At 36.7% G+C, this 22317-nt stretch carries 22 protein-coding genes and 1 pseudogene; 14 read left to right on the top strand and 9 right to left on the bottom strand.

Annotation, left to right across the window (positions count from 1 at the left end; all coding sequences use genetic code 11):
• Window positions 1-13 precede the first annotated feature (13 nt).
• The 4 genes from P4S71_RS04890 to P4S71_RS04875 all read left to right on the top strand — a co-directional run bounded on the left by P4S71_RS04890 (window position 14) and on the right by P4S71_RS04875 (window position 2809).
• Window positions 14-661, top strand: a complete 648-nt coding sequence (locus tag P4S71_RS04890) for a lipase family protein (protein ID WP_337150220.1) — start codon at window positions 14-16, stop codon at window positions 659-661.
• A 35-nt stretch (window positions 662-696) separates the two neighbouring features.
• A complete protein-coding gene (locus P4S71_RS04885) occupies window positions 697-1173 on the top strand; it encodes a hypothetical protein (protein WP_337150219.1) in 477 nt (158 codons plus the stop codon).
• A 319-nt stretch (window positions 1174-1492) separates the two neighbouring features.
• Window positions 1493-2140, top strand: coding sequence for a L,D-transpeptidase family protein (locus tag P4S71_RS04880; protein WP_149606974.1), 648 nt, complete (start codon window positions 1493-1495; stop codon window positions 2138-2140).
• 72 nt (window positions 2141-2212) lie between these two features.
• Complete coding sequence (locus P4S71_RS04875; RefSeq protein ID WP_337150218.1) at window positions 2213-2809, top strand: hypothetical protein; 597 nt, start codon at window positions 2213-2215, stop codon at window positions 2807-2809.
• A gap of 142 nt (window positions 2810-2951) precedes the next feature.
• Here the strand turns inward: P4S71_RS04875 and P4S71_RS04870 are convergent.
• Window positions 2952-4099 (bottom strand): annotated as a pseudogene (locus P4S71_RS04870) (hypothetical protein).
• A 247-nt stretch (window positions 4100-4346) separates the two neighbouring features.
• Here P4S71_RS04870 and P4S71_RS04865 point away from each other — a divergent pair.
• Window positions 4347-4697: a hypothetical protein gene (locus tag P4S71_RS04865; protein WP_232525477.1), complete on the top strand. Its 351-nt coding sequence runs from the start codon at window positions 4347-4349 to the stop codon at window positions 4695-4697.
• 509 nt (window positions 4698-5206) lie between these two features.
• On the top strand, window positions 5207-6517 hold the full coding sequence (locus P4S71_RS04860; protein WP_337150217.1) for a hypothetical protein: 1311 nt from the start codon (window positions 5207-5209) through the stop codon (window positions 6515-6517).
• 284 nt (window positions 6518-6801) lie between these two features.
• On the opposite strand, the gene P4S71_RS04855 is transcribed toward P4S71_RS04860, so the two are convergent.
• Entirely contained in the window at window positions 6802-7845 is a 1044-nt protein-coding gene (locus P4S71_RS04855; protein ID WP_337150216.1) for an acyltransferase family protein, read from the bottom strand.
• Window positions 7846-8248: 403 nt separating this feature from the next.
• Between P4S71_RS04855 and P4S71_RS04850 the strand changes: the two genes are divergently transcribed.
• Window positions 8249-8968, top strand: a complete 720-nt coding sequence (locus tag P4S71_RS04850; protein WP_337151595.1) for a metal-dependent hydrolase — start codon at window positions 8249-8251, stop codon at window positions 8966-8968.
• Window positions 8866-9231, top strand: a complete 366-nt coding sequence (locus tag P4S71_RS04845) for a hypothetical protein (protein WP_337151666.1) — start codon at window positions 8866-8868, stop codon at window positions 9229-9231. The genes P4S71_RS04850 and P4S71_RS04845 overlap by 103 nt, the downstream gene beginning before the upstream one ends.
• Window positions 9232-9302: 71 nt before the next feature.
• Here the strand turns inward: P4S71_RS04845 and P4S71_RS04840 are convergent, their stop codons facing one another.
• Window positions 9303-9611 (bottom strand): hypothetical protein, encoded by a 309-nt coding sequence (locus P4S71_RS04840; RefSeq protein ID WP_007378459.1) that lies wholly within the window; start codon window positions 9609-9611, stop codon window positions 9303-9305.
• Between the two features lie 434 nt (window positions 9612-10045).
• Between P4S71_RS04840 and P4S71_RS04835 the strand changes: the two genes are divergently transcribed.
• The 5 genes from P4S71_RS04835 to P4S71_RS04815 all read left to right on the top strand — a co-directional run bounded on the left by P4S71_RS04835 (window position 10046) and on the right by P4S71_RS04815 (window position 13408).
• On the top strand, window positions 10046-10792 hold the full coding sequence (locus tag P4S71_RS04835; RefSeq protein WP_033028869.1) for a CPBP family glutamic-type intramembrane protease: 747 nt from the start codon (window positions 10046-10048) through the stop codon (window positions 10790-10792).
• A gap of 507 nt (window positions 10793-11299) precedes the next feature.
• Entirely contained in the window at window positions 11300-11794 is a 495-nt protein-coding gene (locus tag P4S71_RS04830) for a hypothetical protein (RefSeq protein ID WP_007378461.1), read from the top strand.
• A 156-nt stretch (window positions 11795-11950) separates the two neighbouring features.
• Window positions 11951-12538, top strand: coding sequence for an acyl carrier protein phosphodiesterase (locus tag P4S71_RS04825; protein WP_149614730.1), 588 nt, complete (start codon window positions 11951-11953; stop codon window positions 12536-12538).
• Between the two features lie 54 nt (window positions 12539-12592).
• Complete coding sequence (locus tag P4S71_RS04820) at window positions 12593-12784, top strand: hypothetical protein (RefSeq protein ID WP_008134268.1); 192 nt, start codon at window positions 12593-12595, stop codon at window positions 12782-12784.
• 282 nt (window positions 12785-13066) lie between these two features.
• Entirely contained in the window at window positions 13067-13408 is a 342-nt protein-coding gene (locus tag P4S71_RS04815) for a YajD family HNH nuclease (RefSeq protein ID WP_007378464.1), read from the top strand.
• 3 nt (window positions 13409-13411) lie between these two features.
• On the opposite strand, the gene P4S71_RS04810 is transcribed toward P4S71_RS04815, so the two are convergent.
• From P4S71_RS04810 to P4S71_RS04790, 5 genes are all read right to left on the bottom strand, one after another.
• Window positions 13412-15589, bottom strand: a complete 2178-nt coding sequence (locus tag P4S71_RS04810; RefSeq protein WP_337150215.1) for a GAF domain-containing hybrid sensor histidine kinase/response regulator — start codon at window positions 15587-15589, stop codon at window positions 13412-13414.
• A gap of 297 nt (window positions 15590-15886) precedes the next feature.
• Window positions 15887-16564, bottom strand: a complete 678-nt coding sequence (locus P4S71_RS04805) for a DUF799 domain-containing protein (protein WP_007378466.1) — start codon at window positions 16562-16564, stop codon at window positions 15887-15889.
• Between the two features lies 1 nt (window position 16565).
• The gene (locus P4S71_RS04800; RefSeq protein ID WP_007378467.1) at window positions 16566-16913 is read right to left on the bottom strand and encodes a DUF4810 domain-containing protein; all 348 of its coding nucleotides are present in this window, start codon (window positions 16911-16913) and stop codon (window positions 16566-16568) included.
• Window positions 16913-17593 (bottom strand): CsgG/HfaB family protein, encoded by a 681-nt coding sequence (locus tag P4S71_RS04795; RefSeq protein WP_096793674.1) that lies wholly within the window; start codon window positions 17591-17593, stop codon window positions 16913-16915. Before P4S71_RS04795 ends, P4S71_RS04800 begins: the two co-directional genes overlap by 1 nt.
• A gap of 368 nt (window positions 17594-17961) precedes the next feature.
• Window positions 17962-18669 carry a DUF1223 domain-containing protein gene (locus tag P4S71_RS04790; protein WP_337150214.1) on the bottom strand — a complete coding sequence of 236 codons (708 nt, stop codon included), beginning with the start codon at window positions 18667-18669 and terminating at the stop codon, window positions 17962-17964.
• 175 nt (window positions 18670-18844) lie between these two features.
• On the opposite strand from P4S71_RS04790, the gene P4S71_RS04785 reads away from it, so the two are divergent.
• Window positions 18845-19522, top strand: coding sequence for a glutathione S-transferase family protein (locus P4S71_RS04785; protein ID WP_096793672.1), 678 nt, complete (start codon window positions 18845-18847; stop codon window positions 19520-19522).
• A gap of 493 nt (window positions 19523-20015) precedes the next feature.
• Here P4S71_RS04785 and P4S71_RS04780 read toward each other — a convergent pair whose 3' ends face one another.
• Window positions 20016-22181, bottom strand: coding sequence for a hypothetical protein (locus tag P4S71_RS04780; protein WP_337150213.1), 2166 nt, complete (start codon window positions 22179-22181; stop codon window positions 20016-20018).
• Between the last annotated feature and the right edge of the window lie 136 nt (window positions 22182-22317).

Here is a 22317-nt window from a genome sequence, read left to right as displayed (position 1 = left end):
TAAGGAAATAATTATGATGCAAGTTTTAACTCCTTCATTAGCAGCTAGATTTGCTGCTATATCATATTCAACTGACACAACTGATGGTGTCGAGGGCTCTGCTTATTATGGAGCTTTATCTAGGCACTTTGATTTTGATAGTGATTCAGTAAAGGGCATAAGTGGATCTATCCTAGAAAGAGTTTTCCGTCATCGTACACCGTTTGGTTGTATTGCTAAGGGAAAAACTAACGCGTTTAAGGGTCATTATGTACTAGCGCTTAGAGGAACAGCAAAAATGCGCGATTGTATTACTGATCTACATTGTGGTGTTTCCACTGGTCCCAATAACCAAAGTGTACATGCAGGATTCAATCAAACATTTAACTCGCTCAAATCACAGTTAGAACAGTATTTTTCGAATAATCCTACAGCTCCTGTTCATGTTGTTGGTCACAGTTTAGGTGGCGCATTAGCTAATTTAGCTGCAAACTGGTTGAAACAACGCTTCAAAGTACCTGTTAAACTCTATACTTTTGGGGCTCCGCGAGTTGGGCTATCGAATTTTGCAAACCATACACAAAATGCTTTACAGGGGTTTACCGCTGTGTGCATGCTGGTGATCCTGTACCAATGGTACCTGTGTGGCCTTTTGTACACACTACTTATGAATATATTTTAAATTCATCCCCTTCAATATCACCAGGGGCGCATAGTATGTCTAACCCAACACCAGGGTATTTGAATACGGCATCAAAATATAAAACTTATGAAGATATACAAAAGGGATTCGAATTACGCTACCAAGAAGCCACTCGTCTTGAATTTGAAAAACGTCATCAAGCTAGTTTCAATGCTCTTTGGGCCAGGAAAATAGGTGCAGCACTTCTTGATTTTTTAAATAAAATAGGTGCGATTAGTGCACTACAAGTTAGTGTTACAGGTTTATTAACTGTTTATGATGCCATTGCGTCTTATTTAGCGAATGAAGTAGAAACCTCGCGAGCTTATGCTGCAGAAGTAAAAGGTATAGTAGGCCATATGTATGTTTTTTGTGGCTTACCAGCAAGTAAGCTTATAGATTTTAGTTACCGTGGGATTCGTGCTATTTTGAAAAAAATGCTGATTAAACTTTCTCAACTGGCTAAATTCTCAATTGAATTAGCAAGTCATACAGCTCATTTAATGGTTTAAATAAAAACCGAGAAGACTGTAAATAGAAAAAAGGGCAATGTTATTGCCCTTTTTTATGCGCTTAAATTGGTAGTTATAAACTATAGGGAAACCAAAGGGGTCACCCCCTGTTGATTTTCTGACGAATCCAAGCATAAGATTATTTTCCTAGGATAAAAGATACTAGATGTGGCATAGGCTTTTTTTATGAGTTATTTACGTGTACTAGGTTATTAGGTACACTAATGTTGTATAAAAAATTAGCTGTCTGACCTAATGTAAATACCTCTATTTAGGTCTCAGGAAAATAAAATTATAAGTAAATGGAGTTTAAGTTCATATGGAAGTTCATTTTTATCCAGGTCAGGACCTTTTGGTTATAAAGCAAAATGGTTTGAAATTCGCTCAATTTGAAGCGATGGGAGGCCCTCCACAAATTGGTAATGATCCCAATATGGCCGAAGAGCCGACTACGGCAGGTCATTATATAATAGACAAAACAGAAGCTTATAGAACACCTACTTGGCCTACATCAAAACTAACTTGGGGTACTAAGTTGAAAGATATGCCTGCAAAAGGAGATATTTGGTATGCCTTACCAAGTGGTAAGTGGGGAAGTCTAAATCAGTTATATAAACTACCTGTACGTAGTGCGATTATGGAAATGCATAAAGAATTGTATGGAGAAGAGGTGGTACCTGACAAGTGGGTGTTCAATGATTTCGGGCCTACTGCTATTCGTTGGTTTAAAGATATTAATGGGAATAAAATACTTGATGGAAAAGAGCGTCTATCAGGGCAAATGTTTCACACTACGCCAGAGAACGAAGCCGAAAAAACAACAGGTTCGACTGTTCGATTGGTACCTTCGCATGGGTGTATTCATTTAAAACCTAACGATAGAGATCGCTTATTCACCATAGGTGCTTTTAAACGAGGCACTTCATTTACGGTATATAAATATCATGAACGTTATAAATCAAATTAATAAAAGTATCTGCATTTTATCAGTGACGATGAGTGCTTTTTTTTATTTAGTAATAACCTGCTTGCTGCAAGTATGTACTTGCTACCTAACGGTAATGAAGTATCTATTGAACTTGATAGCGTATCTACTGTTTTTGACTCAAATAATGGCTGGTTACTCGGAGGTTATAAAATAATAAATGGTAGTAATGCATCATATGTGAGTTTTATTCCCTATAACAAGGAACCAATAAAATACTGGTCTTTAACAAGAGGTTATGCGTCACAATTTTTCAAAGCTAATAATAACTTTTATGTTATTAGTTCAGCAGGAGATGCTCTTCAAATTGAAGAGAATGGTCTAACCTCAACAGACTTTAAAGTTAAGCCTAAGTCTACAGTGGTAGCTGTAAAACCTTATTTAATTGCTTGCCATCCACGCGGGTGGGCAAAGCTTAGCTCTATGAATACAGGCAGTTGCTATAGGCTGGATGGTACATGGGATATTGAATTATCTTGGACTGAAATAAACATTCCACCAAAGCTGTGTAAGGGGAACTTAAAAGTATTAATAACAACCAATAAAAACCAAAATTGGGATGTTATAACCCTTGATACAGAAACAGGAAAAACGCTAACAAGTAAAAAAATAGCAAAACCAAAACATGAAATGTCGTTGTGTGAGCTATAGAAGTTAATAGATTAAAATACTGTATCTATTTTAATAGACTAAATGATCTTGGATTTTGATGTATTGAACACTTTGCTTAATGCGGGTTATAAAAGGGCAATGTTATTGCCCTTTATTATGTGCTGAAATTGGTAGTTATAAACTATAGTGCGACTAAGCTTTGCTCTAGCATTGCCTTTATTTGTTTTACTATTTTAGCTTCTGTTTCTGGTTCGAATTGTTGTATACGTGGGGTATGAATATGCCCTGTAGGTATACTTGAATTAAGCGCATCGCGCAGGCGAATACTTCGGTACGATATTTCGTTAGACAGGTAACCACCGCCGCCGCCATTAACCGCAATACTATTTTTAAGCTCGCCGTACGAACCGGCTTTATAGGTTTTTTCAAGCGTGGTGACTTCATGATTGTCGATAACTTTATAAGAGCCTTTAGCTTTTTGCATGTAATTTACAGGCAAGCTAAATTTTACAAACTGTTGCCCGGGAGTGGTCGGCCATTAAGCTTTGGTATCACTGGGCTTGTTTACGTTTCACCATACACAATATTGGTATTATAGGGGGCGGTTACACTGCGACGTTTACCTGGGTAACGCTCTAAATCAAATTCTGTCCTGCCCATACTTACGGTTACTACCATGTCTACATTATTAAGTGCGTAGTAGGGTGCAAGTAGCGACTCTATTATACCTTGATCAAAGTCTTCGTAGCGTACAGGCACCATAACGGTGTTAATTTCTGCGCTTATGCCGTTGTAATTAATAACTTGGCCGTCGAGTAATAACGCCGCAACACCTGAGGGGTTACTTTGGTTTATGTTTTTATCGAGTAAAAAAGGGTCTAAGCCTGTTAGTAATATTTTTTTAGTGCTGCCTGATGAAAAAGCAAGGTCGGTACGTCCTCTGCTGCCTTCCTCAAGTAGGGTTAGTAAAGTATTTAGTTGAGCCTGCGTAATTGAAAATTTAGGTGAAGTTGTGCGTATTACTTTACTTGAAAGCAGGCGCGCCCAGTAGAGCTCTCGGTCGTCGTAGTTATTGGTTTTTGCTATGCGTTTTTTTGCGTTTTCCCACAGTTCAAAGCTAAAGCTTTGTACTAATATTTTTGCACTTTTAAAGTTGTTTAATTCTTTAAATTGTTGCTCAAAACTTGATACTTGTGGGGTAAATGCATTTAAAACATTTGGCATTGCTGATTGGGCTTTGTTGATACGCTGTTCTTCAACAGTTAAAGGATTACTTAAAGCAGCGAATGAAGAGGCAATTAAGCTGGTCGCTAATAATACTTTGATCATAATACTCCTAAGATAAAGCTATTGTTTTATGTGTAATTTACTATCCTATTATTACTAACTTAGGGCAACCAATTAACTTTGAATCGACTGATATTTGCTTTTGTTGTTTGTTATGCAATTGCACTTTTAACTTAATTGCGTACTGTAGTGGTATTGTTGTTGGAGAAGGTAGCGGGTATTTAGGTGGAAAGTATTTCTCAGAAAAAGGAGATAAATTGGAAAGGGTTTTATATGAAAAGATCGAAAAGTGACTATTGATATCGAACTTTTTGGCTTACTTTTATTTGGGATTGGTCTAGGTGTCATTTTTATCATTCTTTTACCGTTAGTCTTTTATTTAAAAGGGGAAAAGCTCAGAACGGTTGAAGATATTTTAGAGTCAGGAAATCGTTACTATTCCCTAAATATTTTTATGGTGCTCCATGGTTTACTTCATTATGGCAGTGTATTTTTATTTGATTGTTATGCGAAACGTTATAATTTATTAAATGATAGAAACAAGGTGCCAGCTCAAGTCTCGATACTATTTAAAGTGTATTTTGTAATTTTTATGCTTTGCGTACTTTTAATTTTTTCATCTACATTATTTTTTGAATAATGACTTTAGGCGATAGAAAAACCAAGGCTGCCCTGTCCCCCATTAGAAAGCTTCAGTCAAGCAGGCAGCTGTGTTTTCTTGAACTTTTTATTCAAAAACCAAGTGTTCTTATTATTTAAACTCAATTTGAAGATGGCTACACATCAAGTAATTAAGTCGATTGGTGTGAATATACACTGTGGGCTGGGTAATAACGCCGTGAAAACATATCCATGCTTGCCTATTTTCAGGGCATGGTGACGGGGAAAGGTGTTAAACGTGATACTTGTTTTGGTCTTGGCAAGAAACAAGACCTGACACTTAGCATTCTTCTGTATTCTAGGTTTTAGCGAGTAACTTTAGCTTTAATAAATGTTTAACTTTGCAGGGATGACTATTTGTTGGCTTTGTTTGTGAGGTGTATGTTTTATTTTTGTTTACAAATTATTTCAATTTAGTTACTTGCAACCTGTTTTTGACCTAATTAAATTGAGATAATGAAATGGAATAAACATAATGGACTAATAAAAATGAATAAATTTATACTTACCCCACTCGCTATTGCACTTTCTTTAACGCTCAGCGCATGTGGCGGCTCTTCATCAGAAGGGAACTCTGTAAGCTCATCAAATGGCGGCAGCACTGCTCAGCTTCAAACCATTTCATTACAAACATTAACTCGCCAGTGTGGAACCGATTCTGCGTATCAAACTGATGTGGTATTTCACAATGATGATGGTGGTGCTATCGGCTCTGTTAAAACCGACGCCCAAGGTAGTTTTTCAGGTGAACTACCTTCTGGTACAAAACATGTATCAGTACTGGGTGATGTTGTTGATGAAGCCGATGGTGCTTATACGCACATATTTACAGAGCTTGATATTGAAAATAGAACTAATTTAGGTAAATACCATTTTAATAAGTTTAGCGAAAACTGTGGTTGTCGCGCAGTGAGCATAGATACATCTGAACTAAATACAATACCTAATGATTACAGGGTGTATCAATACGAAGGCTCAGAAATTTCAGATTCTGTTTTTATTTGCCCAACTACAGAAAACCTTTACCTTACCGCAAAATCTTACTTTTCAAATGACGCTAAAGTGGCTGTTATTGAAGTTCCGCAAAATGCGTCTGTGATAAAAATAACGGATACAGATTTTAGCCATGATGGTGTGGAGGTGGCTAATCAAGGCAGTTTTAATGCAACTTCTGTTAGTACTCGAGGGTATATAGAAGATATAAATTCCTATGAGTTTGTACAGTTTACATACATTAACTCCCCTGAACCGCTATTTGTTTTCCCAACGGTGACTGAGCATAACTTTTATGTACAAACAGATTCATCGGTTGAGCCAACAACAGTTGATGGTGCCCGAATCGACATGCATAGTTATGCTCGAAGTAGTGTAGATTCAGATGGTAGTTATGAGTTGACAGAGCTACCTACTATAACCGAAGACTTAGGATTCAGTTTACTTCAATTTACTGAAAGCAATGATTCAAGCTTTGATTTTAGTAATGTTGATAGCCGATTTGCAAGAGCAGTATGGGATTACAGCTTTTTGGTTGATGATGAAGCAGAAAGCCGATTTGATTGGACAATAAGAGGTGGCATAAGCGGTCAAATTCCAGATTTATCTTTTGGTACTGTGTTTCCTGAACCTACTGATGAAGTTATATTAGAAGAACTCACATTATTTCTGTTTGGTTACGCAGGTAATGCAACTGATGCAAACAGTTATGCAAAGCTTTTAGATACGATTACTGAAGGCGGGCATTTAACTAAGCCTGAATTTAGTAATTACGTATATGTATTTTTAAATGCTGAATTAGATTAATAATTACGTTTAATTTTGTATTATAAGGCCACATTTGTGGCCTTATAAATTATGATATTTTTGCTTTTAATAGTTATGAAGGTTTATTGGATAACACCATGCTCTCAATTAATGGCACCGTAACATAAGCACTCCACTTTACTGTTAAGTTACTTTTTTAGTAGGCGGTGTTTGGCATGACAAATTTTTACTTGAAATCCAAAAGGACCAAACCTTGAGGAACCCCACATTTTTATCCGAACGACAAGTACTCACCACAACCCTTATTTAATTGTACCAATACGTTAGGTGCCGATTAGCTTTCGTGAGTGTCGCCCTATTGGTTTCTTTATTAGCCATGCGAAGGCCATCGTTGCACCGACACCAATAATCATATTTGCAATACCTAATAAGCCGATAATGAAAGCATCTCGATGACTTTGAATATAGTCTTGCAGGCCCATAATTAGAAAACCAACGAAGAAAACATGGTAAAAATAAATAGAAAACGAATATTCACCAATGTTGCATATGGTTTTGGGTAGACGTGTTTCAATATTTTGAAGCCACTTTAAGAGTAGTAAACAAGCTAATATTTTTTGAATGTAGAAAAGAGTTTGTCGAGATGAATACCACCCATCTACTTTATATTCATTAATATATTGGGTAAGGATGGCTGCGTTGATCAAGGCAATAAAAGCGATTAACCACGTTTTATATTGATTGACCTTAGCCATTGTCTTTTCGTAATGACTCCCTATTATCATTCCGAAACAATATGCACCACAAAAATACACCAAACTCTGCATGCTTAGAAAATCAGGAAAGGCGCTGCGGGATATAACCAAGGGCACGCATGCAAGAAAAAACATCAGCTTTGGTGTGCGTTTATTCACAAAATCTAGCAATGGTGTCAATATGAAAAGTACTAATAAAATCGGGATGTACCAAAATTGAATAGCTGCGGTTCCGGATACTAGGTTTGTGGCGACTGTGATAATAAACGATATATCGATTGCTGCACCATCAGCAAGATAATATTGCCAGTACACAGCTGTCGCTATTGTGCTTGCGGCAACATAGGGTAAAACAACATTAAGTATTTTACTCTTATAAAATGAAATCCACCCTTTATTCTGTAAAATTTTGCTGAAAAGTAATCCCGAGATAATGGCGAAGTATAGTGTGCTGCCGTGAAACAATAGTTCAGTTGAGTAAAAAAGCGTTTTTAAACCGAGAGAATCTAAATCGCCAGTCCAAAAAATAGCAAATGACCACGCATGTGCTGCGACAATACTTAAAATCGCAATGCCTCTAAAGGCTTGTAAATGAGAAATATATGAAGACATAGACAAAAATCATCGCTCGTTAAATATACGTTATAATTATGTTACTGTTCAGGTGGTGCGATAGATACCCATTACATACGTATTCAGGGCTTATAAATTTAAACGAGGTAAATCTTACTACTCCAAATTTATCGCCAAAATGCCACCTTGAGCTTTTTGTATCTTGCCTTTTTCATTTTATAACGCAGCGATTTAGTGTCTTTTAATTGCTAATCCAAACACGATGCAATAGATAATGAGTCGCTTGAGAGGTCTCACTTTGCGTCTTTCTCGCTAATGTATATTTTGCCAAACCCAACAAGTGTCTATTTTTTAAGATCGACAGAGCCTGCGAAGCAGTACATTATAATGCGTGCTTTAATTGATTTGAAAAAAGGGGATTTAATTGGATTCACTCACACAAGTGGTGCTTGGCAGTGCAGTTGCTTATGCAACATTGGGCAGTAAATTAGGTCGCAAATCTTTATTAATTGGGGCGGCGTTTGGCACTTTACCAGATTTAGATGTGCTAATTAATTTTGGTGGCGATGTTGAAAATTTTGTTTATCATCGTAGCTTTAGTCATTCTTTGTTTATACAGCTGTTATTGAGCCCCTTATTTGCGTGGCTTTTACTCAAAATGAATTGGGCTAAATGTATAACGATGACGCGTTGGTCGGCTGGCATTTTTTTAATTTTAAGTACGCATTCATTACTCGATAATTTTACCGTTTACGGTACGCAGTTGTTATGGCCGTTGTCGACATATCCTTTTAGTATTTCGAGTATATTTATTATTGACCCTGCGTATACTTTGCCTCTTGTGTTGTCTTGTATAGCGCTGTGTTTTGCACGTATGCGACCGCATGCACAACTTATAAACACGAGCGCGTTAGTCATTAGTTTGTTGTATTTAATTTGGGGCTTTACGGCTAAATACTACATTAATAGTAAAATTTATCAGGCGCTGAATCAAAAAACATCACATTCTCACATTTTGAAAGCACGCCGACTCCGCTTAATACTTTGCTGTGGCGCGCTGTGGCTATTACTAAGCAAGGTCATTATGAGATTTATGTATCTGTGTTTGATGAAGTTAAAAACGTTAATATTCAATTTTACCCTACAGAAAACGCGTTGCTAACTAAGCTCAATGATGCAAAGCAGATCGTGTTATTAAAACGATTTACCAAAGGGCTTTACGGTGTTTATCAACAAAATGAACAGGTTGTTATTAGTGATTTAAGAATGGGGGTAGAGGGCAACTATGTATTTTCATTTGTGGTTGCTGAACAAAAAGATCAGCAGTTGATCCCAGGGCAATATCAGAAGCTCAGTAATCGATTGCCGCTAGATAAGCTTAAGCTGGTTTTTGCTCGTATTACAGATCCAAATATCGATTTATAAACGAGCGTGGCGTATCCACTTTTTTAATCATGGGTTTTAGTTGGGATTGCTCACTATTACCTAAGCCTAATTTAGTCATCAGGCCCTTTGAGCGTAAATATTAAATGCTTGCGCATATCTTTTAAAATAACGCCTTTTTTAAGCATTTCGCCACTTAAGCGTTTTTGCCATTTTAATAAATTTGGCTCTGCGGCCGCTAAAGCTTGCTCGCTTTCAAACTGAAAACACAAAAGTAGTGAACTTGGAAATAAATGATATTGAACATCAAACCAGCATTGCAGCATGCCTGGGAGCTCAGCGCGGCCTAGTTCTTCTAATTTTTCAGCTGTATTAAGTACAAGTGCTTGCTGTTTTATTTGCACCGCAGAGAGTTTTTTCATTATTAAAATCCAAGTTAGCGGCTAAAAAATGCAGCCGGAATGGGGGCATTATACGCAAGCTTGTAGGCAAGCAACAACCGTAGGTTGATTTGAGTTAAACGAAACCCAACGCATAGCTAATGTAACAAACAGAGCTATAGATAAATGTGAATGTTATTCGTTGTTGGCGCATAGTTTGCCGATGCGTTGGGTGATAGCTCAATAAGCGGATTCTACCGCCAGTGCTTAAGTGTTTCGCTCAAGGTATAAAATTTTATTCAAAGTTTACTGCGTTTACAAAAGCTCTCCAAATACGCCTCTGTAATTTATGAAGCCTAAGGCTACTTTACTAACTAAGTAGTTGTTTAATAATATCCAATTTAGGATTAGTATTAGAAACTACTTAAAACAACAATAAAAGTAAGAAGCAATGCGCCCTTACTAAAGAGGTATACATGGAAGATGCATTCATAGCCGTATTTGCAAATGTCGGTGCTATCTTAATTTTAGCTTTAACATTAAAAGCATTTAATAAAGTCGATATAAATATAACGTGGTCTTTAATCTCATTAGGCATTTTTACGTGTTACGTTTTTGCTCTATTTAGAGGCGCCGAGGTTATTCCTTTGGATATATTTTTTACTGATATGTCTTGGAATTGGTCAGGAAAAATAGCTGTAATTATCCTGTGGGGGAGTGCAATCCTAGCCTTAGCGAAATATAAACATGGCTTTCGTATTGCTGATGCTGGTTTTACTTTCAAACAAAGTGAAGGTTCTTTAAAACCTGCTTTTATTGTTTTGTGCTTGTTTGTAGTTCTCCAAGTCATTGTTTCATGGTTCTGGAGTGGCGAGCCTCGCTATGATTTAGAAACATTACTTTATCAAGCAACCATGCCAGGGTTTGACGAAGAACCGATGTTTAGAGGGGTCTTACTATTTTGTATTTCCTTGGCAATAGTATCTAAGCGATACAGTTTGGCGAGCGCGCCGATAAATATAGGTGGATTACTTTTAGTTTTGTTATTTGGCTTGGTGCACGGCGTTATGTTTAGCGCTGGTGAGTGGTACTTTTCGTTTACCTCTATCTTATTAACCGGAGGTTATGGTTTTATTTTACTGTGGCTAAGAGAGCGAACGGGGAGCTTGGTATTTCCAATTCTAGCCCATAATAGTGTTAACTTTGTTGGGCAATTAATTTAGGCAGTGACTAAAACCTTGTTTAAGGTTTTTTCGCCCTAGGATTGCAGTGGTAGAGATGGCAGTGAAAAGGAAGGAGTCTTCGCTTTCTCTGGCCCCGATCATTACGTTTGATGCCGGAGGCAATTAAGTGATTTGAAGGTAAACGTCATGAAATAAATTATTTATCAGTTGCTTATGTCCAGGGCATGGTACCTGGGAAGCTCGTTTTTATTTATAGTTACGCTATTCATACTTGCCACAGGGCATCAATACCTTTATGTGCTGTAAGTGAACTCCGGGATCTACTTAACTAGGGGTTCATGTTATTTATATAAAAACGCGCACTACTTGTTGATGAGTGTAATTATATGGGTAGGAGTTTTTTACAAAATTTAGTAATTTTTACTTTAATAATAAGAATGTTAGAACTGGATTTTAATTTATCTCATTGATTTAAAATAATAATTTATTTGGTTCGAGTTTTGCTCAGTAGTAAGTGTATTTTCTTAAATAAATAAAGGAGTTATTATGAGTACCGTTATTACTGGGTTATTCGAAAGTGCATCACAAGCAACACTCGCAATTTACAGATTAGAAGCTTTGGGTATCAACGAAGCTGATATTAGTATTGTAGCCAACGACTCATACGCAAAGGAAGATTTTGCTGTAGACGAAGGTACTAAAGCTGCCGAGGGCGGTATTATAGGCGCGGCTTCAGGTGGTATTCTTGCTGCAATTATTGGAGGATTTACTGCCGTAGGGACTGTAGCAACAGGTGGTACAGGCTTATTAGTTGCCGGTCCATTAGTCGCTGCATTTGCCGCTGGTGGCGCAGGCGCTGCAGTAGGTGGTACTTTAGGGGCCGCAGTTGGTGCGTTTATCCCTGAGCATGAAATTAAGTATTACGAAGATGCCATTGAAAAAGGCTCTATATTAATTGGTATTAAGTACGATAGTGACAACAAAAACGCTATTGAAGAAATACTTAATAATGCAGGCGCAAGTAATGTTTCTACAGCGTAATGCTAATTAATTAGTTTCAAAATTAATAAAAAAGGTGAAACTTAGTTTCACCTTTTTTATGCTATTTTGCTTTTGATTAGGCATAAATCTCACTTTAAGTAGCGCTTACAATTAAGTTATTATTTTAACTGTATTAATACCAAGCCCGAGAACACTTTGAATTATTTAGCTCACCTTTATTTAGCACAGCCTACAGCCGATTCTCACTTTGGGAACTTATTGGGCGACTTTGGTGGTAAAAGGCATGTAGAACACTTACCAAACACGGTTAAAAATGGGCTCGATAACCACTATTTAGTCGATAAATTTACCGACTCCCATCCTTTAGTTAAACACGCCAAGCAGTACTTTTCACCCGAGCGTAAGCGATTTGCTGGTGTGGCTATTGATGTGGTGTTTGATCACTTTTTAATTGTGCATTGGCAACACTTTAGCAAGCAATCTTTAAGTGAGTTTAAGTACACCAGCTACCAGCTTTTAAATCAGCGCATACCTGTTATGCCAACGTGTATGCAGCATGTTGTAACAAGTATGACTAAAAACGATTGGTTTAAAGAATACGAAACCATTGATGGAATAGGGCTAGCACTTGATAATATTGCCAAGCGTATTCGTTTTACTAACACTTTTTCGGGTGCGGCTGATGATATAGCGCGTAACTACGATGAATTAGAAGCCGTGTTTCTAGCGTTTTTTCCGGAGCTAATTAAGCATGTAAGTAAGTCTGGTTTTGAAAGCACTTAAAAAAGTTAGATAAAGAGCTTTATTTAAAGTCAGTACGCATAACTATACGATGATTTGGCTGGGCGTTTTTTTGCTATTAACGACATTGAAATTGGTTATTCAGCCGATATTTTTGAAGATGATGTTGAAACAAAAACACAAGATATACTGCTTTCTTATAGAAAATTTAAAAATTCTAACATCACTTTTAACTATCAAACGCTTGAAGGGCTGCAAGGCACGGCTAGCAATTTAGGCGGCAATTAGTTAGGACAATTTTCTCGAAAAATACACGTTCAACTAAGTTTGAGCTATCTGGCCAATACAACTTTTATACCTTCAATAATACAAATCCAGATCTAGGTTTAAAAGATCTGGGTAGCGACATACAGCGGTGAAATTTCTTGGACTTCCGACAATAAAAAACTTATGGTCGTACTACGCGCTTGAGAACAAACAGGCCGACATATAGATATTTTTTTTGGTGACTTGTCAGTAATTAAGTTTTTTAGTATTGAGCACCGTAATAGTGAATTTAGCAGGAATATTATGAGTAAGAATAACGATGTACCTCAGGCTTATGTGAAGCAAGAGGAAGGTTACCGAATTAAAGCCTTAAGATTGTACCCTTGGGTATGCGGGCGTTGTGCCCGCGAGTTTGAGTACTCTAATTTACGAGAGTTAACGGTGCATCATGTTGATCACAACCACAGTAATAATCCAGAGGATGGCAGTAACTGGGAGTTATTGTGTATTTATTGCCACGACAATGAGCACAATAAATACCACGAACATATTATGTATGGCGGGTCGACTACAGAGCGAAAAGTTGAGGCTGCAACGCATTCTCCATTTGCCGATTTAAAAGCGATGCTTAATAAATCCAAGTAGCTACTATGATTTCAACTGTTTGGATAAAAACAAGGTTGTTACATCAGCTACTTTAATAAGTGACAGTTTATCTGCATGGCTCCATGAAATTTTTGAGCCAACACTTTCACAACAAATAACACCTAGCGGTTTGTTATCAATAAAGTAGATGTAATCAAGCAAGGAGTAAATGTTTGATGGTTCAAAATAAACCTTGGTTAAGTTTTTAGTGATTTCGTGGTTTCTCGCATCTGATGCGTCTAATACTTTATGCTCTAAAATATAGTCAAAGTATGCAGGAAAGTCTTTAGCTTTTAAAACTGCATTACTTACTATCTCATTTTTTTCATCAAGGCAAATTAAGCTATTAATGGCAGTATAGTCGTGATTAAACAACCAGAGACTGACTCTGTCGGCATTTGAAATTAACTTTTTTAGCTCATTGCATATCTGTTTTAGCTTACGTTCACTCGTAATGTTTGGGTTACTAACTTTAACTGCTAAATTTTTGAGATTTGAGTTTTTTGGATTATAAACATTGAGCAAGCTATTTAAATGATCTTTATTAAATGGCTTCGTTAAATAGCCATCCATACCAATATCTAAATAATGTTCAATATCTGGTTTCATGGTGTTGGCTGTCATGGCAATAATTGGCGTTGTTTTATCTGTTTGTTGCGCTCTAATTATCTTAGTGGCTTGTACTCCATCCATCACTGGCATTTGAATGTCCATAAAAATTAAATCAACATGGTTGGCAAAAAAGTAATCAACGCATTCTTTGCCATTTTCGGTAAATATTACTTTCGCATTATGAGCTTGTAGCATTTTACTTACGACAACTTGATTTACTTTATTGTCTTCGGCAACCAAAATAGTGCACCCTTGTAAATCGGTTATTTCTTTATTTGGTCTTAATAATTCATCGAGTTCTGATGTTTCAAAGCTTTGTTGGTAAGTAAATACAGAACCTTTATCTTCTTTACTCGTGAAGTTGATTTTGCCATTCATTAAATCACTTAGCTTGGTGCAAATAGAGAGACCAAGTCCCGTGCCCCCGTACTTTCTAGATGTAGATGAATCTGCCTGATGAAACTCTTGAAATAAATTTTGCTGTGCAGCTTTACTAATACCAATACCCGTATCGATTATTTCAAATACAATATTTTGCGTGTTTAAGAGGTTCTCCTTTACAGTGACTTTAAACTCTACCTGGCCTTGTTGTGTAAATTTAATCGCATTTGAGCATAAGTTATTTAAAATTTGAGAAACTCTGACAGGGTCGCCTTTTAGGGTTGTAGCGATATTTTTATCTATAGATGGAATAAATTTTATGCCTTTATCTGTGGCTTGTTTCATTAGTGGATTAATTACATTGTTAATGACTTCGCTCAGGTTAAAGTTAATATTCTCAATATTTAACTTACCCGCTTCAATTTTTGAAAAGTCTAAAATGTCATTTACAATATTTGAGAGTATATTCGCGGAGCTTAAAATACTCTTTAAGGCGTTATCTTTTTGTATATTTGAAGTCTCTGCTAGTCCAAACTCAGCTAAATTTAAAATGCCGTGCAGCGGAGTTCTTAGCTCGTGCGACATATTTGCTAAAAATCGACCTTTTAGAGTGTTAGCTGTATCAGCTTCTTTTTTTAGTTCTTCAAGATTTTTATTATGTATTTGTTGTTGTTTTAATGCAGTGGCCAGCTTTCTGTTGTTTAACCTGAGCTCAAGTTGTGCGATAACTTCTTTGCCAAGTATTTTCAGTGCGTTAATTTGTGTTTGAGTGAGCTTTTTTGGCTGGTCGCTGATAACACATAATGTACCAATTGTGCTGCCACTAGGTGTAACTAGCGGTGTGCCCGCATAAAACCTAATGTTTGGATCGCTGGTTACTAGAGGGTTATCATAAAAACGTTCATCAAGTAGAGCGTTTTGTATTTCAAATACTTGGTCTTGCAGTATTGTATGAGAGCAAAATGCGATATCTCTTTCGGTGGAGTCTACATCGATACCATACTTTGATTTAAACCATTGCCTTTGTGGATCAACTAAGCTTATAAGTGATATGGGGGCTTCACAAATATCAGAAGCAAGTTGAGTTAAATCATCAAATACTTTTTCGGCTTCAGTATCTAATATTTCATACTCGTAAAGGGCCTTTAATCTAGATTCTTCGTCAGCTGGTATTTGTGCTTTTATCATAGTATTGCTCAATATTTATATAGATTCACTATAAGAGTAATTTAGTGATAATGACAACTTTAACATGTAAATCAGGCTAATAAATAGATTCTGTATTTTGCTACTCCATTATTACTTTTTTGAAATGTTTTTTCTATTGTGACTAATATTGGTTTTTAAACTCGTATTTTAAAATCTGCTCTAAATACTTAAAAGTAACTTTGCTAAGCTTTTTAGCTAAGTAAGCTGTTATTAAAAAGGCCGAACCCCATTTAATGGTTCGGCCTTTTTCAAACTTTAGGTTAATAACAATAAAAGTTATTTTTTCTTTTCGCTTGGTGCTGGTTGGCCATAATTAGGTGAACGAGGTCCATATAACAAGCCGTTGTAAACATCTGAAGAAAGTAAGCGTGTTGAAGTCATTGCTGCGATTTCAAAGCCTTTATCGGTTACAGTTTCAGCAATTTGATTAATTGCTGCAATAACAAGCATACCTACAAGGCCACCACCGCCATTACTTTGTTGTTCAGCGGAAGAGGCTCTTGCTTTACCTTGCCACAATTGCTCGCCAGTGCGTAAATCAACTAATGAAGCAGATACAGTAACAGCAGTTTCGCTAGAAATAACAACATAGCTAGTACCGTATTCTTCAATAGTGATGTAAAGCGCAGAGTCTGCACCAAAAATCTCATGTAATTTATTTACCGGTACTTGGTGCACGTCGCTTGCAACAGTGAGGCCATTACCTTTAAAGGTTTGCTCAACTAAAGCAACAGGAAAAACATAGAAACCCGACTCAGCTATGGGCGCGACCATTTGAGTCATCACACTGTATGGTGCAATTACTTCCGGTGTATTATTTAGCGGAGGTAAAATAATAACAGAGTGAGGGTCTGCTTGTTTAAATGCTGTGTAGTCATGTGCTGGTGGAGGTGAAACACAACCAGCGAGTAATGCGACTAATGCGATCGCTGTGTATGATTTTAAATTAAGCATATTAAGCGCCTTTCGCAGATTTTAGAAGGAAGTCGATGTAATGAACTGATTCTGGGAAAAGTGATTTCTCAGTTTCGAAGTGAGTAGTACCTAATGAAGGATTACCCGTTTCAAAATACAGCATACCTAGGTGAGCATGTAGGCCAGGCGCAACATTCTTACTTTTGTTTGCGGCATCGACAATAATTTGCTCAAGCATACTAATTTGCTCTTCGGCTGTTACGTCATCTGCTTTTAAATAGGCGTATACGGCAGTGCTATAGTCGCCGTAATAGTAAATAGGTTCTTTCGTTGCGTTACAACCTGTTAGGGCTATACAAACAAATGCTAAGGTAATTAGCTTTTTCATTATTTATTGCCCCATTGGCCAGCTTCAAGACCAGTAACTAACTTGTTAACGACTTCGCGAATAGCTAGGTCAAGTACTTTGCCATTTAATGTGGCATCGTATGAAGCTGTGCTACCAAAACCAATAACTTCACGTTCTGATAGGCTGTATTCACCAGCACCTTGCACTGAATAAATAACTTCTGATGTAGTAACATCAACAACATTAAGCGTTACTTTGGCATAAGCAATTTGCGATTTACCTTTACCCAATAAACCAAAAAGTTGGCGATCGCCAATAGCTTTACGGCCAAACTCTGTTACATCACCAGTTACAACAAATTTAGCACCGCTAAGAACTTGTTTTGTACCTGTTAACTTTGCTTCTTTTGCAAGGGCTGCCATATTGTCGCGATCAAGCACACTAAAGCGATTTGTTTGTTGTAAGTGGCTCATTAGTGTGGTTTTTGCTTGGCTGCCTAAACGGTCTTGCCCTGATGAAAATATACCATTTTGAAAGCTCGAACGGTTTACAAACTGACCTACGACTAGTTTGCTTTTTGTACCTGAGTAGGTTGTGTTATAGCTAGCAACAGTTGGTGTTTCTATTACTTTTGATGATGTTGTAGCACACCCAGCTAAAAAGGAAGCTGTAATTGCAGCGATTACAATTGTTTTAATGTGGCTTTGGTTAATTCGCATAAATTTTTGTCCATATAGATAATTGCAGAAGTTTTTATTGATAGGCGCTTGATTTTTATACTTATAAGTCAATTACTTATTTCAAGAGTCCATTCAACTTACTTTATAAACAAAAGTCGATGTAAATAGAATGTTATTTAAGTTTTATACAGATACACACAATAAAAAAGAATAAATTCTTTGTAATAATAATGCTAATTCATTAGTTTTTAAATTATTTAAAGCCTTTTTCTATAGTTGATATACAAGGACATTTATTGCGCGCTGAGTTGTTAATTAGTAATTTTATTCAATTAACTTTAATTTTTAAAACCAATCGGCTGCAACTTGAAGTGGGGTAGGGTCGCCTTTTTTAGATACCCAAAACACTAAGGCTTGCTTTGTTGGCGATATTTTTTAGCGCGAGGCAGGGTTAAGTCAGTTAATGATAATTGCTGCTTGGTCTGCATGTCACTTTGCTCGTAGCCAATAACAACAAAGTCGTGCTTTAACTTATGGCCTGCGTTTTCGCCGCTGTGTATTTGTGTTTCTATGCCAAAGCCTAACAGAGCTACATGGGCTATTAAGTTTTGGTTAGTATTATCTTCGATATTAACAGTATCGTATTCGAGATTAATTTTACTGTTGTTTATAGTCGCTTTTAAATTACCTAAATAACGGGCTTTAGCTACGGGAATAGCTTGTTTATAAAACCAACCTTGCCACCCGTTGCCGTTAACCATAAATCCTGGAGTAGCTACAATCCTACTTTTACCGAGTGCCTTATACGTGCGTTGTCTTTTACTAAAAAGAGCAGAGGCAAACGGGTCTTTCCATCCTAAATAATCCCAATAAGTAACATGAAAATTAATAGGGATTAAATCAGTCCATAGTTTTTCATCATCTGTAAACGTTGAAATCCAGCGCTCTGCTGGTGGGCAGCTACTGCAACCTTGCGATGTGTAAAGCTCTAAAAAGGTAGTCGGATTAGCTGTACTGGAAATAGTTACTTGCTCAGCAGCTTGGCTTTGAAAGCAAAAAATTATTAACCCAACAAGTGAGATTAAAAATGGATGGGATAGTGCTTTAAAAGGCATATTACTTCTTACAAAAGTTTATTTTTTTTAGCATAAGTGATTTTTACGATTGAAGTATCACGGAATACTCACAATTAAATCACGTTTTAACTGTGTATTTTACTTAGTTAAAACTTAATTTGAACACCCGCTCAAGCTGTGCTTTAATCATTGTTCAATTATTGAGGGACTTTACATGATTAAATTTTATTTTCACCATACGCCTAACCCAATGAAGGTGGCACTCTTTTTAGAAGAAACAGGCTTGCCGTTTGAGCTTGTTCCTCTTGATACTTTGAAAGGTGAGCAACATACACCTGAATTTAAAGCAATTAATCCAAACGCTAAAGCACCTGCCATTGTTGATGGTGAAACGCGTGTGTTCGATTCGAATGCTATTTTAATGTACCTTTCTGAAAAATATGCAAAGCTAGAAGGCAAGGGCGAAGACCGCGCTGAAATGCTGTCGTGGTTAATGTTTATTGCATCTGGTTTGGGTCCGTATTCTGGGCAAAGTGTACACTTTAGACATATGGCACCAGAAGGGCTTGATTACGCGGTTAATCGATATTTGCGTGAAGCACAGCGTCACTACGAAGTGCTTGATACGCACCTTGAAGGTCGTGACTTTATTGTGGGTGATACATATACCATTGCTGATGTATCTGCATGGGGGTGGATTGATAAAGCGTCGGTTGTATTAGGTGAAGAGGGCTTAGCGCCTTATCCTAATCTTAAACGTTGGTTTGAAAGCATTGATAGCCGCCCAGCGGTTGCACGTGCACGCGTAATTGGTACTGATATAGCCTTTAAAAAAGAGTTTGATGAAGATGCTAAAAAAGCATTTTTCCCTTCCAATTACCCTAAACAATAACTATAGTAAGCGAGCTTATTATGGGCCGCTAGTTAACCTGAACTCTGGATAATAACTCTACCTCAAGCAACTATTTTCAGCGCTCACTGCGTTGAATTTACTTGCAATAGGTCAGCTATTGACGCGTAAATTGCCTTGTTTTCACTGAAAATCTCTGGCTAGAGAAAATAAATTTAAATATCAATATAATTCAGTAGGTTAGTAAGTATCTTAACCAGAATTCAGGTTAATTATCAAATTTTAATGATTTCTCTATTGTTGGACTGATTACTTAACGTGATGGTCGTTAAAAATAGTGAACTCTCATGTTCGATAGAGTCCTCTAGTAAAATACAAAAAATAAGTAAACGCGTATTTATTCCTGCTTTACCCCATCCTAATTTTGAGAATAAATCATCTATCAGGTTTTGCGTTATGCTTTTAACCCCAATCCAATAATCTAAGTCTTCTTCCAATTCGTGAGTGAGTTTTAATAAGGTTTGATTTAGTTTTTCTAGCGTTTCAAAATGGTTTGTATTGGCATCAAATGCTTTAACTGCTTTTTTACATTTTTTAATGTTGTTGGAAAACGCTTTAGTGCTCTTGCAGCTTTTCCAATGGTTGTAAGGCGTTTAGCTACTCCCTTCCATGACTTATTTGCATTGGCACCATTTTGAGAATCAGGGACAAGCGCAAGATAGTCATCCCATTTATCTGTATTTTTTAAATCTTTTTTAATACGACGGTAATCAACGGTTCTACTAGAATCCCCATCTAATAAATGGTCAAACAATATACTTAGATCATTATATGATTCATCTTTTAGGGCATATAAATGCAGTATATTAAAAATAACTTTCCTTTCAAAAGGCGAACCACTTTGTAAGTAAATTAAATAACGTGCTGCATTATGATATAGCTTATCGCCATTTAGTTGTTCAAATTGTGCATAGACTTCATGCCCAGAACGCATCGTCATTGCTATGACGCTACTAGTATAAATGTTGCTGTTTTCAATACTATGTTGATAACGACTAATTGCGACTTTTATATTTTGCTCGGGAATAAGTATGGGTACATTTATTGGTAAAGAGTCGGCATGACGGTGGGTCGATAAATCAAGGGAATCAAAGAAGTCTTCAATCTCTCTTAAATTGTGCAGTTTGTTATCTTGATTTGTATACTCAAGTGAAATAGCACCATTAAACTCGGGATCTAATGCTGATTGCGCAACACCAAAGATGATTCCTAATTTTGCTTGTCTGGATTCTGAAAGCCCTGATGCAGTTCCTTTAATGGTGTAATCGTGTTTAACATATAAGTTACCATTGGCATCAACTTCAACCGTTAAGTCTCGATTAATATCGCGTACTTTACTTATATCAAAGCCAATAATGTTTAGGCCCAGCCGAGTTGAACTATTAAGTGCTGTTTCAAACCGTGTAGTGATAGGTATTAAGTTTATTGCACCCGCTCTGTTTAATGCTTGCATAAGTAATGAGGCTTTTTTCCCATCGCCTATCGCTAAACAGCGGAATAAGGTTTGTACTTGTTTATTTCCTGGTTGTAGGATTATTATTTTTAATTTTTGAAGTTCGAATAAACGTTGTTGTTTAATCGATTCTAAATTAAGACCAAACTTAATGTTGGCTGCTTTTTCTAATTTTTCAGTGATGTTCTTTTTAAATATCTGGTATCGATTTATTACACGATTAAAATTAGCTTCTATATTTTGATCAAAATTAGCAATCGTCTGTGCTACGTCATCGCCGAGCGAAGCGATAGGTTTTAGTTGGGAAGCTGTTTTCTCTTTTAAATCGTTAGCAAACTCATCCGCTTTCTCACGAAGTTTTTGCTGTAATATTTTTATTTTTTCAGACAGATATTTTTCTGACTTGTGCTGAGCAGCCATAAAAATAGGGTCAACATTTGATTGCACAACACCAAATAAACTCAGTAATCTATTAATTATAGATGTTGCTAAGTCGTCTGGGGCCGCTTCTGTTGAGAGCAATGTCTTATTGAATTGCACGATTAACTCATCATCAAGTAACTTTTTAATTACATCATCGATCTCATTTTGTCCTAGTGTGATTTCGGCTATTGGCTTGTACCATGTATCTTCATCAATTGTATGTAATATGTCATCAACCAAGATTTGGCCAGGGTTACTGCATTCCTCAAGCTTACTAACCAGTTCATTACCTTTACCAAGCAGCATTTCTATGTACTGTTTGGCGAGTGCATCCATTCCTTCAATTTCTGCTTCAAGTGCTAGTTTTAAGGTGTTTTTTGTCTGCTCTGTTTCTCTTAAAGTTAGTAATAGTTCTATTTGCTGTTGATCATTACGATATACATCAAGTTCCAAGTCACCAGCTATTTCTTGGCGCCTTGAAAGAGAGACTGCTACGGAGGCGTCTACTCCAATAAGATGCCCTTTAAGATTTGTTTTTGAAGCGAGTGATTTTCCAATTTCTAATTCGCCAGATAATATTAGAGAAGATGCCATTTTAATTGAAAATGCACGATATCCCTCTCTAGCATCACTACTAGTACGCTTGATTAATTGAGTGTTTATATCGTTCAAGTTCCAAGGGCGAACTGGTTTTTTAAACATACTCCACAGGGTTTTATAGCTAGTAGTTTCTTCATTTACTTGGTAGTACGAATCAAACTCCACACTACCTGATTTATCTAAACCGGCACCTATTTTAAAAATATTAGCAGAGGTTGATGCTGATACATTAATATCATAGGCAGCTTTTACATCTTGATTGACGAGGCAAAACCCATTTGGAAGTGTTTTGGATAAAAAT

Source organism: Pseudoalteromonas sp. B62 (genome assembly GCF_037162565.1).
GTDB lineage: Bacteria > Pseudomonadota > Gammaproteobacteria > Enterobacterales > Alteromonadaceae > Pseudoalteromonas > Pseudoalteromonas fuliginea.
Note: the sequence above shows the minus strand (reverse complement) of the source record. Positions and strands in the feature narration are given on the sequence as shown.

Bases quoted from the DNA above. Each gene is read 5' to 3' on its own strand.
- P4S71_RS04890 (WP_337150220.1), top strand. From the start codon at position 14: ATGATGCAAGTTTTAACTCCTTCATTAGCAGCTAGATTTGCTGCTATA.
- P4S71_RS04885 (WP_337150219.1), top strand. From the start codon at position 697: ATGTCTAACCCAACACCAGGGTATTTGAATACGGCATCAAAATATAAA.
- P4S71_RS04880 (WP_149606974.1), top strand. From the start codon at position 1,493: ATGGAAGTTCATTTTTATCCAGGTCAGGACCTTTTGGTTATAAAGCAA.
- P4S71_RS04875 (WP_337150218.1), top strand. From the start codon at position 2,213: ATGTACTTGCTACCTAACGGTAATGAAGTATCTATTGAACTTGATAGC.
- P4S71_RS04860 (WP_337150217.1), top strand. From the start codon at position 5,207: ATGAATAAATTTATACTTACCCCACTCGCTATTGCACTTTCTTTAACG.
- P4S71_RS04855 (WP_337150216.1), bottom strand. From the start codon at position 7,845: ATGTCTTCATATATTTCTCATTTACAAGCCTTTAGAGGCATTGCGATT.
- P4S71_RS04840 (WP_007378459.1), bottom strand. From the start codon at position 9,611: ATGAAAAAACTCTCTGCGGTGCAAATAAAACAGCAAGCACTTGTACTT.
- P4S71_RS04835 (WP_033028869.1), top strand. From the start codon at position 10,046: ATGGAAGATGCATTCATAGCCGTATTTGCAAATGTCGGTGCTATCTTA.
- P4S71_RS04830 (WP_007378461.1), top strand. From the start codon at position 11,300: ATGAGTACCGTTATTACTGGGTTATTCGAAAGTGCATCACAAGCAACA.
- P4S71_RS04815 (WP_007378464.1), top strand. From the start codon at position 13,067: ATGAGTAAGAATAACGATGTACCTCAGGCTTATGTGAAGCAAGAGGAA.
- P4S71_RS04810 (WP_337150215.1), bottom strand. From the start codon at position 15,589: ATGATAAAAGCACAAATACCAGCTGACGAAGAATCTAGATTAAAGGCC.
- P4S71_RS04805 (WP_007378466.1), bottom strand. From the start codon at position 16,564: ATGCTTAATTTAAAATCATACACAGCGATCGCATTAGTCGCATTACTC.
- P4S71_RS04800 (WP_007378467.1), bottom strand. From the start codon at position 16,913: ATGAAAAAGCTAATTACCTTAGCATTTGTTTGTATAGCCCTAACAGGT.
- P4S71_RS04795 (WP_096793674.1), bottom strand. From the start codon at position 17,593: ATGCGAATTAACCAAAGCCACATTAAAACAATTGTAATCGCTGCAATT.
- P4S71_RS04790 (WP_337150214.1), bottom strand. From the start codon at position 18,669: ATGCCTTTTAAAGCACTATCCCATCCATTTTTAATCTCACTTGTTGGG.
- P4S71_RS04785 (WP_096793672.1), top strand. From the start codon at position 18,845: ATGATTAAATTTTATTTTCACCATACGCCTAACCCAATGAAGGTGGCA.